This window comes from Desulfobacter sp. (genome assembly GCF_050177295.1).
Genome location: NZ_JBFXHE010000064.1, coordinates 1 through 15,200 on the forward strand (window position 1 = coordinate 1; position 15,200 = coordinate 15,200).

General features: G+C 50.4%; 12 protein-coding genes and 1 pseudogene. 3 read left to right on the forward strand and 10 right to left on the reverse strand.

Translation table 11 applies throughout. The annotated features are described in order from the left end of the window. On the forward strand, positions 1 to 979 hold a 979-nt coding region (locus AB7U36_RS07060), incomplete at its 5' end, for an Abi family protein (protein ID WP_428159087.1). Between the two features lie 434 nt (positions 980 to 1,413). On the opposite strand, the gene AB7U36_RS07065 is transcribed toward AB7U36_RS07060, so the two are convergent. Beyond that, positions 1,414 to 2,331 carry a formate dehydrogenase accessory protein FdhE gene (locus tag AB7U36_RS07065; RefSeq protein WP_428159088.1) on the reverse strand — a complete coding sequence of 306 codons (918 nt, stop codon included), beginning with the start codon at positions 2,329 to 2,331 and terminating at the stop codon, positions 1,414 to 1,416. A gap of 542 nt (positions 2,332 to 2,873) precedes the next feature. Here AB7U36_RS07065 and AB7U36_RS07070 point away from each other — a divergent pair. Next, positions 2,874 to 3,227 carry a hypothetical protein gene (locus AB7U36_RS07070; protein ID WP_428159089.1) on the forward strand — a complete coding sequence of 118 codons (354 nt, stop codon included), beginning with the start codon at positions 2,874 to 2,876 and terminating at the stop codon, positions 3,225 to 3,227. A 192-nt stretch (positions 3,228 to 3,419) separates the two neighbouring features. Here AB7U36_RS07070 and pstB read toward each other — a convergent pair whose 3' ends face one another. The 9 genes from pstB to AB7U36_RS07115 form a co-directional block, all read right to left on the reverse strand. Then, entirely contained in the window at positions 3,420 to 4,247 is an 828-nt protein-coding gene (pstB, locus tag AB7U36_RS07075; protein ID WP_428159090.1) for a phosphate ABC transporter ATP-binding protein PstB, read from the reverse strand. A gap of 33 nt (positions 4,248 to 4,280) precedes the next feature. Beyond that, positions 4,281 to 5,159, reverse strand: coding sequence for a phosphate ABC transporter permease PstA (pstA, locus tag AB7U36_RS07080; RefSeq protein WP_428159091.1), 879 nt, complete (start codon positions 5,157 to 5,159; stop codon positions 4,281 to 4,283). Further along, positions 5,156 to 6,133: a phosphate ABC transporter permease subunit PstC gene (gene pstC / locus AB7U36_RS07085; protein ID WP_428159092.1), complete on the reverse strand. Its 978-nt coding sequence runs from the start codon at positions 6,131 to 6,133 to the stop codon at positions 5,156 to 5,158. The genes pstA and pstC overlap by 4 nt, the downstream gene beginning before the upstream one ends. A 77-nt stretch (positions 6,134 to 6,210) precedes the next feature. Continuing rightward, positions 6,211 to 7,245, reverse strand: coding sequence for a phosphate ABC transporter substrate-binding protein PstS (gene pstS / locus AB7U36_RS07090; protein ID WP_428159093.1), 1,035 nt, complete (start codon positions 7,243 to 7,245; stop codon positions 6,211 to 6,213). A 181-nt stretch (positions 7,246 to 7,426) separates the two neighbouring features. Continuing rightward, positions 7,427 to 8,092: a hypothetical protein gene (locus tag AB7U36_RS07095; protein ID WP_428159094.1), complete on the reverse strand. Its 666-nt coding sequence runs from the start codon at positions 8,090 to 8,092 to the stop codon at positions 7,427 to 7,429. 155 nt (positions 8,093 to 8,247) lie between these two features. After that, on the reverse strand, positions 8,248 to 9,669 hold the full coding sequence (locus AB7U36_RS07100) for a radical SAM protein (RefSeq protein WP_428159095.1): 1,422 nt from the start codon (positions 9,667 to 9,669) through the stop codon (positions 8,248 to 8,250). Between the two features lie 72 nt (positions 9,670 to 9,741). Then, the gene (locus AB7U36_RS07105; protein ID WP_428159096.1) at positions 9,742 to 10,149 is read right to left on the reverse strand and encodes a histidine kinase dimerization/phospho-acceptor domain-containing protein; all 408 of its coding nucleotides are present in this window, start codon (positions 10,147 to 10,149) and stop codon (positions 9,742 to 9,744) included. Positions 10,150 to 10,250: 101 nt separating this feature from the next. Beyond that, positions 10,251 to 10,697, reverse strand: a complete 447-nt coding sequence (locus AB7U36_RS07110) for a response regulator (RefSeq protein ID WP_428159097.1) — start codon at positions 10,695 to 10,697, stop codon at positions 10,251 to 10,253. Positions 10,698 to 10,708: 11 nt separating this feature from the next. Continuing rightward, on the reverse strand, positions 10,709 to 14,641 hold the full coding sequence (locus AB7U36_RS07115) for an AAA family ATPase (protein ID WP_428159098.1): 3,933 nt from the start codon (positions 14,639 to 14,641) through the stop codon (positions 10,709 to 10,711). Between the two features lie 305 nt (positions 14,642 to 14,946). Between AB7U36_RS07115 and AB7U36_RS07120 the strand changes: the two are divergent. Continuing rightward, a pseudogene (locus AB7U36_RS07120) lies at positions 14,947 to 15,200 on the forward strand (nitrate ABC transporter ATP-binding protein); the annotation flags it as partial.

Consider the following 15,200-nt stretch of genomic DNA (forward strand, 5'->3'; position numbering starts at 1 on the left):
AAAACCACATAAAAGTTATTCACAATTAGTTGATATCCTTGAAGATAGAGGGATGATTATACCTGATAGAGAACGTGCTGAACGGAAACTATCCCAAATAGGATATTACCGGTTAAGTGGTTTCTGGTTCCCTTGCAGGGAGGTGAAAAAAGATGGTGCTGGTGCTGGCATGTTGCACCCAGGGACTAAGCAACCTATTCGTGAAGATAGCTTTCAGGCCGGTGTTGACTTTAATCAAATTGTTGAGCTTTATTTATTTGACAAAAAACTTCGACTCATGATGCTGGACGCCATTGAAAGGATAGAAATCCATATACGATCTGTCGTCGCTCATGAGATGGGGTATCATGATCCTCTTGCATACCAGAATGATGCATTTATAAATCCCCAAAAACTTAAAACCTGGAAAGACAGAAAAGCCAATAAGAATAGAAACCTTTGGGGGGAATGGAGCACAAAACAGCAAGAGCTTATTGCCAGAAGCAAAGAAGATTGTATCAAGTGGCATAAAATCGAAAAGAAAGAGATACCTTTTTGGGTCGCTGTAGAAAGTTGGGATTTTGGAAACTTATCAAAATATTACTCCATGCTCAGAGCAAAATATCAAAGGAAAATTTGCTTTCGGTTGGGCATATCAAATGAGAAAATTTTAGAAACATGGTTGCATGAAATTAATATTTTAAGGAACAGATGTGCCCACCATTCAAGAATATGGAACCAATCATCGAATAATGCTCTTCCTGTTTTTCAGATACCTTATTTTGACAAATTGGCCCTTGATGAAAGAGCCATGACAAGGATGTATGGAATTATTTGCATCATGTGGTTTTTGGTTAAAAAAATCGGTCCCAGTTCCCATTGGTTAAAGTCGGTCTCGTCGTTGATCAATTCTAAGCCATCTATTGATTGTTGCCCATTCACAGCAATGGGGCTTCCGGATAACACTGGCTTCCCTGATCTTGATATTTTCAAATGTTGAAACCTGTGCCCAAAATGTGCCCAGTTTAATAAAAAACAGTAAAAAATAACACAATACAACAAAAAATATGAAAGCTTGAAATACCTATAAATAAAGGCTATTGCTCCAAAAATGAGAAAATCAGATAATTATAAAAAAGGCCATAATCAGATCGACACGGTAGAAGTCAGCGGTTCAAGTCCGCTCGTGCCAACCATAAAAATAAAGGACTTACGTACGGTTATTTTTCGTAAGTCCTTTTTGATTTTTGTTAGCCAGTGCAACCTATAATGGACCCCGAAATTTGAACCGGTTGCTAAGAGACACTTGACGTGCTAAAAGCCGGTCCGATTTTCACCAGACAAAGGAGATCCATGAGAAAGAATTACAGCGGAAAATTCAAAGCAAAAGTTGCGGTTGAGGTGATTAAGGAACAGAACAGATTCCAAAACGTGCTATTCCATTAAATTCCAGAGCATTTCAGCCTGTGGCGAATACCCCTTTTCCCGGGCCTGGATATCCAGTCCGGTCATACCCATGGCCGCAACATCCATGTTCACCGGATCAATATACTTACGCAGGTCTATGGTCAAAAGATAGGTGTTGCATACCTTGCAGACGCTCACCCCTTCTCCGTCCTTGACAGGGCTGTCCTGGTCGAAAAAATATTCAAGATAGTTCTGGTCCTTATTTTCGCACCGGGGGCAGGTGTGACGCCTGAAGCACCATTCATGGGCGCATACAGAACACTGCAGCCAGCGTTCCTCCCCTTCTCCGATGAGCCCTGCCACAGCCGGGAATGATCCGCACATCGGGCAGTGTCCGTGCGGCCACTGATGGTCCTCTATCAGAGGGGCGAAGGCCCGGGCCTGAATCTCCTTGAACGGTTCGGCAATCTGGGCCAGGGCAAACCTGAATATGTCAGGCCTGGTGCCTGCCCGGGCAGCAAATGCGGCTATGTTTCGAGTGTAGTTCTTCACAAACGCCTGGACGCAGTCCCCGGCATCAAGGCTGTTGTCCGCAATGTTGCGTCTAATTGCGTCAATGTCCGACCGGATGCTTGGAAAGGCCTCTGCAATGGGCGGCAGAATCATGTGGGCTGCCTGTTTAAACTCCTGATGGAAATCCATAAGACCTGTGATGGCAAACAAATGCACCCCTTTAGAAAACCGGGCCCAATCAGAGTCGGGCAGCTCCGGTTTGTTTACCTCGTTTTCAGACAGACGTGCCGTCAATCCGGCTTTTGCCACCAGCACCGGACCAAATGCAGAGACAAGTGAGGATAACGCAGGCTTGCGCATCGCCAGGGTGTCAAGGGCCGTTTGAATGCCTTGGGGCGTTTTTTCATGGCAGATACGTTCATTCTGATTCATAATGTTGGACCTCCTTTAACCGATAAAAACCTCTCACAAAAGGTGAAACGGCTTTTACCTGAAATGGACAGGCCAGCATATACCGGCCTGTAAAAATATAAATTTTTGCGTCGGCAGTCACCTTATTTTGAAGAATTTCGCATAGCATATTATATTGTAGGCGTTATTATATGCCAACCTATATTTCCAAACCCAATGACCTGTGATTTATCGGTTATCACCCGACAATGCTTCTGCCCGTGCTTGGGCAACTATGTGTTAAATTGAGGAAAAAGATTTGCAAGCCTTTCCAGATAATGTTAATAAAGTCAATATTGATTCTCTTTTACAATTAAGCAGATCTGGTTATTTTTTTATTTTTGGATGATGGTAAAACTCATCTTCATCTTGTTTCCGAGGATGACATACAAGCAATTGATGACGCATAACAATTCTCAATTCTATTGACAGAGGGTTAAACTCCGTCGCAATAAACCTATCTACCTGCTGTCACTGGGAAATAAAGTTGTTATGTGGCCGTTAAAGAAACTTCAGGAGGAATAATGACCCAAACCAATCCGAATAAACTGTATGTTGATGCCAACAATAAAGTTAGTGCTGAAGGTGAACACCCACAACTGAAAAATAATTCAGCCTTCTTACAGATCCCGGCAGAGTTGGACAAAGAAGTGAATGCTTATGTTAACAAATTAGCGAAGGAAAAGAAGATAGAATGGACAAGTGATGAGGGCGTAAAATCTCGTTTTCAATCACAAGGATGTTTTTTCGTCATATCTCTGGAACGGATTGAAACTTTGATGAAAGCAATCAATACTTGTCTCTCTTTGAATGAGGGTGATATGGATGAAATAAAAAAGAATCTGAAACAAGCTATGAATATTATTAATGGCATATGATTTAAGGCGAATGCCGCGTTTGGGGGTCCTATTTCTGATATAATCCTATCTGTTTGAAATTATTTCAAAAACGAACCAGATACAATCCTTTTCTAAACGTATTTTCAAGCTAGCCAAAACTACCCCCCCCCCCTCTGGGCAAGCATCTTTTCCAGGGGGGGGGGTACGCTGAATTGTGCACCGGGCATCGGATCAGGAGAATTCGCCGTGCAGGTACTCTTTGGTCAGTTCTTCCTGGGGATTTTCAAACAGTTCTTTGGTGGGACCCATCTCAACAAGGTATCCGGTACGGCCGCCCTTGGAGATGTCCACGGAAAAGAAAGCTGTCTGGTCAGCCACACGGACAGCCTGCTGCATATTGTGGGTTACGATGGCCACGGTGAACTGTTTTTTCAGTTCCACCATCAGCTCTTCGATCTGGCGGGTGGCAATGGGGTCCAGGGCGGAGCAGGGTTCGTCCATGAGAAGAACACGGGGTTCCGTGGCAATGGCCCTTGCAATGCACAGACGCTGCTGCTGGCCCCCGGAAAGGGACAGGCCGTTGTTTTTAAGTTTGTCCTTTACCTCTTTCCACAGGGCTGCACTTCTAAGGGCCTTTTCAACCTTTTCGTGCATGTTCCCTTTATACCGGTTCAAGCGCAGGCCAAAGGCCACGTTGTCAAAGATGGACATTGAAAACGGGTTGGGCTGCTGGAACACCATGCCGATGTTCCGGCGTACAGATACGGGATCAATATTTTTATCGTAGATATTGATGCCGTGGAAGTGTACATCACCCACAAACCGGAATCCCCGGATCAGGTCATTCATGCGGTTGATACTTTTCAGCACCGTACTTTTACCGCACCCGGAGGGTCCGATAAAGCCGGTGATCTGGTTTCTTTTTATGGGTACGTGGCTGTCCCGGACAGCAAGGAAATCGCTGTAAAAAATCTGATGTGCTTTACAATCCAGTGCAACGTCAGCCGGCAGATCGTTTTCATAGGTTTCGTTTGCATCAACTTCTTTTAATGCTTCCATGAGCGTTTATACTCCCTTATTCATGATCTAAAATTACAGTTTGGTTTTACCACCCATGCTGCGGCTGACAATGTTGAGGACAAATACCAGCACAACAAGGATCAGCGATGCGGCCCAGGCCAGTTCAATGAGATTTTCATAGGGGCTGGATGACCAGTTGTAGATCAGTACGGCCAAAGATGCCGTGGGACCGTTGGGAGAAAGCCAGCTTTCTGAAAAAAGGGCTGTGAACAGCAAGGGTGCCGTTTCTCCGGCAGCCCTGGCCACGGCAAGGACAACACCGGTTATGATGCCCGGCATGGCAACGGGCAAAATAACCTTGAGCAGGCTTTGGGCAGGGGTGCATCCCATGCCGTAGGCTGCTTCGCGCATGGGGTTGGGTACCATTTTAATGGCTTCCTCAGCCGTGAGCATGACGGTGGGGATCATCAGCAGGGAAAGGGCGACGCCTCCGGCCCATGCAGAATAATGGCCCATGACAAGGACAACGATGGCGTAGGCAAAAACGCCGGCAATAATAGACGGCAGGCCGGTCATGGTTTTTGCGCAGAATCTGGCAATTTCGGAAATTTTGCTGTGGGGGTCAAGTTCTGCCAGGGACACCGCTGCCAGGATGCCAAACGGGATACTGATCAAACCGGCAATCCCCACCATAAAGGCAGTGCCCACGATGGCATTGCCGAAACCGCCCGCACCAGGGGCGTCAAAGGCACCCGGGGGCAGGGTGTAAAACAGTTCAAGGGTCAATCGTTTACCGCCCCGGAATATCAGCATGATAAGAACCGAGAATAACGGGATACATGCTGTGACTGCGCAAATAACGGTGATGGTGCTTAAAACGATTGATTTAAGCGCTCTTGGCTCCATGGGCTGGCGTTCCAGCCGCGGTAATTGAAGGTTGTCCCGACTCATCTCCTATCTCCTCCCGGTGTTGCCTTGGCAATAATGACAGCACCTGCAATATTAACGATCAGGGTAATCAGCAAGAGCACACAGGCCGCATACATCAGCGCGCCGGTTTCAAGCCCGACATCTGCTTCCGGGAAGGTGTTGGCCAGAAGAGCGGCAATGGTATCTGCCGGAGAAAAAATGGACAGGGTAAGTGTGGGCATACTGCCGACAAGCATGGCAAGGGCCATGGTTTCACCAAGGGCCCGGCCGAACCCCAGTACAAGCGCACCGAAAATACCGCCGGATGCCGTGGGCAGCATAACGCGCAGGATGGCTTCCCAGCGGGTGGTGCCCATGCCAAAGGCAGCTTCCTTGGTTTTATGGGGTATGGCTTTGAAGGCGTCCTGGGAAATGGCCGCAACTGTGGGCAGGATCATGACGGACAGAACCAGAACTGCCGGAAGAAGGCCCAGGCCCGAAAGCCGGGTGGAAAAAAAGGGAATCCAGCCCAGGTATTCATGTAAAAAATTGGCTAAAGGACGGATCAGCGGCACCAGAACATAAATGCCCCACAGCCCGTAAACAACGCTTGGGATGGCGGCGAGCAGTTCAATTATATTTTTTAATGCAAATTCAACTTTATAGGGAAGAAAATCCTGGGTAATGAATATTGCAATGGTGATTCCGAAAAAACCGCCAATAATGAGGGCAAGAAATGAACTGTAGAGTGTTCCCCATATCTGGGGAAGAAGTCCGTACAGGTCTTCGCCTGAATCCCAGGCAGCGGTGAACAGAAATTTAAAACCCAGCTCAGGAAATACCGGCAACGCTTTTCCGCCGATTTTATAGACGATGAGCGCCAGCAGAAAAATGGTGCTCCAGGTAAAAGCCCGGGTTAAAAACCTGAATGATTTATCAAAAAAAATGTCGCCCGGGGTGGGCGGTTTGGATAATGTCCTGCCACCGGCATTACCCGAAAATTCATTGTCAGCCATTTTTTAAGTCTCCGGATAAGAAACAGGGCACTCCCCCTTTAAAGGGAAGTGCCCCTGATCAGGAAAGAAGATCGTTTTTACTGAATGTTCTTAGAAGCGGCTCTAACTTTCTCTACAACACTATCAGGAAGGGGAATATAACCGGCTTTGTCAGCAATTTTCTGGCCTTCATCCAGGCAGTATTCAACCATTTTGCGAAGGGCTGCCGCTGTTTCCGCATCTTTGTTCTTTTTGTAGAACAGCATCCAGGTAAAGGTTGCTATGGGATAGGATGCATCACCTGCGGGATCGTCGATGAACACGATCATGTTTTCGGGCAGGACAGCGTTGGCAAGGGCGGCAGCGCCGCCTTCAGGTCCGGGGCATACAAATTTGCCGGCTTTGTTTTCCAGACATGCCGTGGGAAGTCCGTTCAGCTTGGCATATCCGTATTCGGTGTAACCGATGGCGCCCGGGGTCTGGCGGATGGCGGAAGATACACCGTCGTTCTTTTTGCCTTTGACCATGTTGGTGCCGGGCCATTGAACCATTTTGTCCTGGCCAACAGTGGATTTGAACTCAGAGGAAATGGCGCTTAAGTGACCGGTGAAGCCAAAGGTCGTTCCGGATTTATCAGAACGGACAACAACGGTGATGGGGGTGTCGGGCAGGGCTACGCCGGGGTTGGCATCAGCGATTTTGGCGTCATTCCATTTGGTGATTTTGCCCAGGAAAATTTCAGGATATACGTCCCGGGGCAGTTTGAGGCCCTCAACGCCGGGCAGGTTGTAGGCAATCACAATTTCACCTGCGGTCATGGGCAGCAACTGAACACCCTCGGGCACCTGGTCAATTTCGCTCTGCTTCATGGCTGCATCACTGGCGCCGAAATCAACGGTGTGGGCAATGAAGTTTTTGATGCCGGAACCGGAACCGATGGACTGGTAGTCCACTTTGATTTCGCCATTGGTTTTTTGGGCAAGATCTTTAAACCATTCGCTGTAAATTGGTGCGGGAAAGCTGGCGCCGGCACCGGTGATTTTGGTTTCACCTGCAGTTGCGGAGCCCGCAATCATGAAGGATGCTGCAACAGCAGCGGATAAAGCACCATTGAGTAAAGACTTGAGTTTCATCTGTTTCTCCTGTTGTTAACGTTTTAAACTATACTTTTGGTAAAGAATCAACATGATCAGTATTACTACTATCCCAATGTTATGATTTTGTTAAGATTTCATGAGGGGAGTGTAAGTCAAGAAGATCGGGTCTGAAAATGCGCCCGGGCAGGTTTTTGAGTACCCTGGCTGGCTGCAGGTGTCATGAAGGATGGAGCAGCAATTCTGGGTTGGCCTGGGCTTCAAGAAACTTTGCAAAGTTTTTTTTGATTTTCGGCAATTTGTATAATTTACCGACCAGGTCCTTTTTGGTGGCTTTGGCAAGGCTTGAGGGGTCAAAATATGCCTTGGCATTGTCCACGGTCAGAACAAAGGGGGGCTTGCCGCTGCGGACAAGAATATGGCTCATCAGAAGTGCGCCGGTCCGGTGGTTGCCTTCAAAAAAGAGCTGGGGCTGGCTGACATGGAGAATATACATGCCGGCGGCGCGCTTCCAGGCTGGAACATGCTTATGATCCTTTGCCCAGGAACGCAGGTCCTTGATGCAGAATTCCTTCTGGCCGTAAAACCGGTCGCTTGTCGCCAGGATGTGCTGCTGAAAATCCTTTCTTGTTTCTAAATCCTCCCCGCACAGGACAATATGGTTAAGTTCAAGGAAATGGTGGAGCCCGGTCTGTTCCACCAGGCTTAAATTCTGGTCAAGCAGGTTGTTGATGTAACGGTAGCCTGCAAGCATGTTTTCGACAATTTCATCCCGCATGGGTTCCCGGCGCATATCCAGACTGTCGTTAATATGTTCGAAATTTTTCTGGACAGTTCTCAGATAATATTCCACTGCCTCAAGATTAATCCTGAATTTAGAAGGCATTTTTCCACCAGGTTGTAATGGTCAACAGATACGGGCAGGCAAAATTGTTTGTATTCCGCCTGTTGTGAGACCCCCCGAGTCAGGCATACATTAGAGCAGGCATCCGGTTTTTGTCAAGGTGCACAAAAAATTCACCCCCGGAGCCGATCCGGCTATTAAAAATAGGGAGCAAGGCCCGGGGAAAAATTTTCAAAACTGCAAATTTTTTCTTCAAGTACGGGATCCAGACCGGATTGCACCGGATTGGAATATGCTTCATCGGGGAATAAAAATTTTTCCGCAAACCCTGGAATTTGCGGGCCGGCAATTTGAATACCAGGGTGCTGGTTATCTTTTTCAATCGTGACCTGGCTGTCTTTATTCAACTGGACTGGTATATGCGGGTAGCGCATTGACGGGGCAGCACGCAAAGCTGTGGAATGGTATTTCACGATCAGCTCCAAAGCCGAAAGATCCAGCCCCTTAGGCCACAGGCTTTGGGGAATGGTAATGCTGTTGCAATTTTTGCCAGCAATCCAGTCCCTTCCTTTTTTACCTTTTGTTTCAAGGTATCTTGAAACTGTTCCGGTCTGGTTCGGGTCTCCTGAAAGGGTCATGGTCCGGATAAACCCGGTGGCGGTGATGTCTTCCCATGTATTTCTGATAAGATCTGCATTTCGTTTCCTTGCCGCAGCTTTCTGGAACTGCTGGCGATAGGTGAATGCGCAGTAATTTATAGGCAGATCAATGTCATTCTTTAGGCTGTGCCGGATGAGTTCCAGGGCCGCAAGCTCGGTTTCAAGGACAGCCACTCCGGAACCGTGCAAAAAGGTGTAACCGCGGCTGATCAGTTTTGGCAGGTTGAAATGGGTGCACCGGATCTGGTGAAGGTTGAGAAAATTGACCCCAAGGCCGGAAAGTTCTTTTAAAAGGGGTTTTGTCCTCTCCAGATCCTCGGGGATAGCCGGCATTTCAACCGTGACAATGGGAATGATTCCCACGGCTTTTTTCAGGTTGTCCAGGGTGTAGTCCACGGCTGGCAAATCAAAACGGATTTCCTTAAGACCTTTGTCCCTAAGGGTTTTCAGCCGGTCTGTGGTGACCAGGGTGCCGTTGGTATACATCCATATATGGGAAAGATCAGGCACATCCCGGCCAAGGATGTCTAAAAAACAGGTGAGCCGGTCAAAGCGGATCATGGGTTCTCCGCCGCTGAATGCCACGCCCCGGATACCAAATTTTTTGACATAGTCGGCATAGTCTTTGGGCTGTTCAAATTCAATTGAGCTTGTCATTGGCGGGCCCGGGTCTTTTTGTTCCGATGGACAGTAAAAACATCGGGCATTGCAGATGCCGTTTATGAACAGGCATGACCAGGTGCCTTGTCCGCACAGGGCACAGCCCGGGGAGATGGCATGGGTATACAGTTTGGTTCCGGCAAATTCCCACCGGGCCCGGGTATGGGTGGATATCTCATCAAGCAGTTCCCCGCGCAGGGCTTCGGCCGCCCTGGCCCCCCCGGGTGAGAGCCAGGGCATGGTGTGGTAAAGATCCGGGAATGCTTTGCGGGTTTGGTGGATTTGGGAGGCCATGTCCATGGGGTTTCACCTTTGCGGTAATCACATTTAAAAGCACGGGGGGATTCTGCAGGATGGGTGCCACGGGGTGGATTAAACGTATTTATTTCTAACAAATCGATTTTTAAGCATATCATTATCGTTATAAAAAGCGGGGCAGGTTGAAGGCTGGAGGATGAAGGGGAATAAAAGGAAGTCGTAGTTCCTGTTTATAATTTTATAGGAATTATAAATTCCGATTTTTTGGACAAAATCGGAACAATCACGCCCCGGCCCAAATTCAATCAACTCCATCTTATCCTTTTCCCGGCGGCTGAAGGAGAGAAGCTGCTTGACCAGGTTCGCCATTTGCTTACTGATTGCGATGATGTTGTCCAGGTCCGCTTCGACCTCCTGGCCGTAGGATTTCATTTTTGCAAAATCCGCATATCCCATAATGGCCATCAGCAGGTTGTTGAAGTCGTGGGCGATGCCGCCGGCAAGGATCCCGAGGGTTTTCATCTTCTGGGCCTCCTGGAGCTGTTTTTCCAGGACCGCCCGCTCCTCGGCGGCCCTGAACCGCTATAGGGCGCTGTGGATGGTCCGTCTCAAAAGATCCGGGGTCACCTGGGCGGCAATTTTACAATCTGAAACCAATACTCCTTCAAGGTGCCCACTGCCCTGAAGAACTGATCCGGATCCACCGGTTTGGTGATGTAGGAGCTGACACCCAGGCCGTAGCTTTGCAGGATATCCCTTTCCTGGCAGGATGTCGTCAGCACGATGATCCGAATGTATTTGAACCTCGGGTCTCCGTGGAGCTGCTCCAGGACCTGGTGGCCGTCGATTTTAGGCATGTTGAGATCCAGGAGCAGGATATCCGGCCTCGGAGAGTGGGAAGGGTCTGCATAACGATCCCTTTGGTAAAGGTAGTCCAGGGCCTCTTCCCCATCATTTACAATGTGAAGTTCGTTTTCAATTTTTCCCTCTTTAAGGGCCCGCCGGGTCAGCTCCTGGTCTGCCGGATCGTCTTCGGCCAGAAGGATGACAGCAGCCTTTTTATGCCTCATGGTAAATCTCCTTATTTTATATTGAGCGTGAATTGAAAATGGGCAAATTCCCCGAAAACGGAGTCCACCCAGATCTCCCCCCCGTGGCGCTCGATCGCCTTCTTGCAGATGGCAAGGCCGATGCCTGTTCCCGGGTATTCAAAACGCCCGTGAAGCCGTTTGAAGGGTTGAAAGATCTGCCGGGCGTACTGGGGTTTGATGCCGATGCCGTTGTCCCTGATTCCGAACACCAGGCTGCCGCCGTTGCAGACGCAGGTCGCCTCGATCACCGGCGTGTACTTGTCGTTGAACTTGAGGGCGTTCTGGATCAGATTCTGGAATACAAGGGAAAGCAGTGTTTTGTCACCCCGCACCTCGGGCAGGTCGGTCCGGACCAGGATGGCGCCGGTCTCCTCGAACTTGGACTGCATCATGGCCGCAACCTCGTCCAGGCATTGGTTGAGACAGACGGTCTCCAGGGGAATCGCCTCGCGCCCGGTTCTGGAAAGCTGCAGCAGGTCCTGGATCAGGACTTCCATTCTCTGGGCCGCATCAATGATGTAGGAGATATCCTTGTCCGCCTGTTCGTTCAAATCCGGCCCCACATCCTTGACCAGCAGCTTTGAAAAAGCGATCATTTTCCTCAGCGGTTCCTGGAGGTCATGGCTGGCGATGTAGGTGAATTCGTCCAGCTCTCTGTTCTTCTGCTCCAATTGAAAAATGTAGCGTCTGTTTTCTTCCATGGTTTTTTTCAATTCAGCTTCTGCCTGACGCCGTTCCGCAGATTCGATCCGGAGTCGGTTGACGGCATCGGCAAGTTCTTCCGTGATCTTTGAGGCGGACTGCTGTTTCTCCAGCTCCTGCCTGGCTGAGGCACGCTCCTTGAGCAGCTCAATATGCCGTTGGCAGAAACGTTTCTGGCCCGAGACTTTTGGCCCTTGGGCGGTATACCACGTTCCAAGCCGTCCCCGGAAGGCGTTTTCCATCAAAGTGAGTTTGGCAGATGCGCCCCAGATATGAAAACAGGCATAGGCCTGCTGCCAGTACGCCTGGGCCAGGTGCCCGTTTCCAAGGCTATCCCAGAACCGGGCAGCCCGTTCGTTGGCAATGCCTTCCCACTGGACGAATCCGTTCTCCCGTGCAGCCGCGACAGCCCGGTCGTAGTGCAGGATCGCCGTATCTGTCCGGCCTTCCATCCTGTCGATCTCGGCTGCTGCCAGGTAACGTTTATGGGTGTAGTTTTCAGGACAGCATTCGGACCAGACGCCAAGCTGGCGCAGGATATCACGGAGCTGTGCCATCTTTGCCGGCTGAACACGCGCCTCTTTATCCCGGGGCATTCCCGACAGGATGAGAAATCGGATAAACACATGCTCGGCCCAGGGCAGCAGGCCCTGGGTACCGACCGTATACAGCAGGGTGTCCGCGTCTTTGGCCAGGGAAAGGGCCCGGGGATAATCTTCTAAAAGCATGTGGTAAAATGACTTGAAGATCTTGTAAATGCACAGCACCTGACTATTTTGATTGGTTTCGACCCGATTAAGGTAACGATGATCATCCAGGGATGTCCGGTCCGGGACAGTGCCGGGATCAGACAGCGATTCAAAGATGAGAAGACCGCCTTCAAGCAAGTCGACGGCCCAATGGTTCATCCGGCTCCTGCTGAAGGACAGCGAACGCTCGGTGTCGGCAATCAGTTCGCCAAGGGCCATCCCCTGGAAAAACCGGCAGTACATGTTGTGCCCGAACCCGTAAGCGGCGTATTGAAGGTTGCCGGACCGCCGGCCCTCCTCAAAGGCCCGGATATAGTCCTCGCTTACGGCAGGCAGGGGATTGAACCAGTGCCGGATGGAGCTGCCGATCATGAGATAAAAAACGCTTTGGTCTGAAGGGAAACCGAATTGCGCGTTCATGATGCGTTCGGCCAGATCCCCGAACGCTTTGGCTGTCCGGTAATCCCCGTTGACCCAGCACAGCAGGCCGCCAAATGCCGTGTGGCTGTAGCCGATTTGCGGAACGTGGCCAAAGGTCAGGGTGAGGTTCACCACCTTTGGGACGATTACGCTCCACAATCGCTGGTGGGTTCTGTAACAAGGCGGTCCCAGGGTAATCAGAAGTCTTATCGCCGTAAGCATTTCGGGGTCCGTCATCAGGGGAAGTTCATACAGATCCGGTATGGCTTGTCCGGAAAGCTTTTCCCGAATTTCGTCAATTTCCTGATCCCGGAAGCGTTCGAAATCGTGTTCCGGCAAAAAGATATCAAATTCAGCCAATGCCTTCCGCCCGGCTGAGATGGCGTCTTTATACCGTGCCAGCAGCGTATACTGGATGATCAGGATGTTAAGGGTGTCGGCCCGCTCAATGCTTGATGTCGTAAAGGCCAGGGCGTCCCGGATAAGCCCTTCCGCCCGTTTCCGGTCGCCTTCCAAGAATTCGCTCTCCGCAAGGTTGCGGTGAAGGGCCAGGGCCCTGGGATGGTCGGTGCGCCAAAAGGCTTCCATTCCCCCGGCCGTCCGTGCCGCGAAGTTGAAGGCAGCCCGGTTGAAGCCCAGCATGGCCGTGAAGGCCGTAGCTGCTTTCGCCCGCGACGATGCCGCCATGTTCAGGTCAACCATTTGCCCAAGCTCTGCCGGCTCGCAGATCAGGGCTCCGCCGGCGTTGAGATGTTCCAGAATTTCAAAAAGGCGGTTACCGGTTTCATCCGGTGTAAGGCCGGCAAGCAGCAGCCGGCCAATTTCAAGGTGGAGCCCAGGCCGTTTGTCTGCATCAATCATGAGGTAAGCGGCCTGCCGCACCTTGTCATGCAGGAACATAAATGAAGTCCCGGGCACCGGGGACGCCGCTTGGTTTTCATTCCCGGGTACCAGCACCAGCCCATCCTCTAACAGAGGGGTTAGGCGCTCCCGGCACTTAGGGCCGGACAGATGACTGATGAGGCCCAATGTATCAAGGTCAAAAAAATTACCAATGCAGGCGGCCATGGAGATGAGTTCCCGGCTTTCGGGTTCGAGACGGGAAATACGCCGGGCGAACAGATCGACAATGGCCCGGGGCCTGTCTGGTTCCAGGTGCCAGTGCCACAACCGGTCGCCGGGATCCAAACGAAGCGCTCCCTCGTCGTATAGGAAGGAGATCAGCGTTTTGATATGAAACGGGTTGCCCCGGGTAATCCCGATAATTTCGTCGATAAACGCCTCCGGCCGTGCAAGTGGCGCCTCCAGGGCGTCTTCGATCAGCTTTTTGACGGCCGGAGCCTTAAGGCCCTTGACCTCAAGTACCTCCGGCGGGGCGGTTCTGCGGTTGAGATCGGCAATGACCGGGCTTAGGGGATGGGTGGCGTCCACCTCTTCGTCCCGAAAGGAGGCGATGAGGAGGAAGTAGCGAATCCTGTTTTTCCCGCCGAGTGCCCGGAGCAGTTCAAGGGAGGCGGAGTCCGCCCACTGCCAGTCGTCGATAAATACCACTACCGGATGTTCCGGCAGGCAGACGGTTTTCAAAAAATTCCGGATCAGCGTTGTAAAGCGGTGCCTGGCCTCAACGTAACTGATCTCCTCGGACCGGGGGACTTCCCCAAAGAGCGTCTTGATTTCCGGGATCAGACTGCTCAGCAGAAAACCCAGGTCGCCGAGCGCTTCCCGCAGCCGGGCCTCCAGCCCGGGGTCTGTATCAATGAGGGGATATATCTTATGCCACAGGGCGCTCAACGCCTGACCCACGGCATAGTAGGGTGTGTTTTGGTGATACTGATTGAACTTGCCCGTCACGAACAGGCCGTTTTCCAACCTAACCGGTTTTGCAAGCCATTGGACCAAGGAGGTCTTCCCGGTACCGGAGTGCCCTGGAACCAGAAGGATTTTTCCCTCTCCACGGCCGATTTCTTCAAAAATCGAGTGTATCCGGGCTTTGGCATCGTCCCTGCCGATGAGGCTGCTGACAGACTTAAATTTATCTGTTGAATTTATCATGAACCTAATCTTTATACATGTGAATGGATTTGTATACGTCCGCTCGAACGGGTACAAGAGAACCCACTGCAACATACTGCAAAATGAGGATTAACGAAAAATCGTGCGGACCTTTAAGACCATATAAGTTTAAATTATGATACATGAAGACAGATTTTTGTGCAAAGAATTTATGCGGTTCCCAATTCGCATTTGCTTTTTCCTAGGCCCGGGCGGTTGACCTGATCAAATCTCCCTTTAAAGTTGATTTTTACTGCCAGACCCGGTATGGATTAGCCTATTTAAATGATCCATTGGAGAAGGATATGCGTTTTGAGTGCAGGGGCCTGACCTTCACTTACCCGGAGGCGGACAAACCAGTCCTGGAAAATCTGAATTTTTCCATGGCCGCACCAGGGTTTAATGCTGTTTTCGGGCCATCAGGCGTGGGCAAAACCTCCTTTGCAAGAATTCTTGCCGGCGGCAGCAGCGGTCCCGGGGGGAATGCTTTGATTTATGAAGGCATTTCCAGCATTTTGTATTCTTACAATCAGGAGCGTCTGCCCGGCTGGGCCGATAC

Excerpts from the sequence above, each read along its gene's own strand:
- AB7U36_RS07070 (WP_428159089.1), top strand. The coding sequence starts at position 2,874 with ATGACCCAAACCAATCCGAATAAACTGTATGTTGATGCCAACAATAAA.
- AB7U36_RS07115 (WP_428159098.1), bottom strand. The coding sequence starts at position 14,641 with ATGATAAATTCAACAGATAAATTTAAGTCTGTCAGCAGCCTCATCGGC.
- AB7U36_RS07095 (WP_428159094.1), bottom strand. The coding sequence starts at position 8,092 with ATGCCTTCTAAATTCAGGATTAATCTTGAGGCAGTGGAATATTATCTG.
- AB7U36_RS07100 (WP_428159095.1), bottom strand. The coding sequence starts at position 9,669 with ATGGACATGGCCTCCCAAATCCACCAAACCCGCAAAGCATTCCCGGAT.
- pstS (WP_428159093.1), bottom strand. The coding sequence starts at position 7,245 with ATGAAACTCAAGTCTTTACTCAATGGTGCTTTATCCGCTGCTGTTGCA.
- AB7U36_RS07065 (WP_428159088.1), bottom strand. The coding sequence starts at position 2,331 with ATGAATCAGAATGAACGTATCTGCCATGAAAAAACGCCCCAAGGCATT.
- AB7U36_RS07105 (WP_428159096.1), bottom strand. The coding sequence starts at position 10,149 with ATGAAAACCCTCGGGATCCTTGCCGGCGGCATCGCCCACGACTTCAAC.
- AB7U36_RS07110 (WP_428159097.1), bottom strand. The coding sequence starts at position 10,697 with ATGAGGCATAAAAAGGCTGCTGTCATCCTTCTGGCCGAAGACGATCCG.
- pstB (WP_428159090.1), bottom strand. The coding sequence starts at position 4,247 with ATGGAAGCATTAAAAGAAGTTGATGCAAACGAAACCTATGAAAACGAT.
- pstA (WP_428159091.1), bottom strand. The coding sequence starts at position 5,159 with ATGAGTCGGGACAACCTTCAATTACCGCGGCTGGAACGCCAGCCCATG.
- pstC (WP_428159092.1), bottom strand. The coding sequence starts at position 6,133 with ATGGCTGACAATGAATTTTCGGGTAATGCCGGTGGCAGGACATTATCC.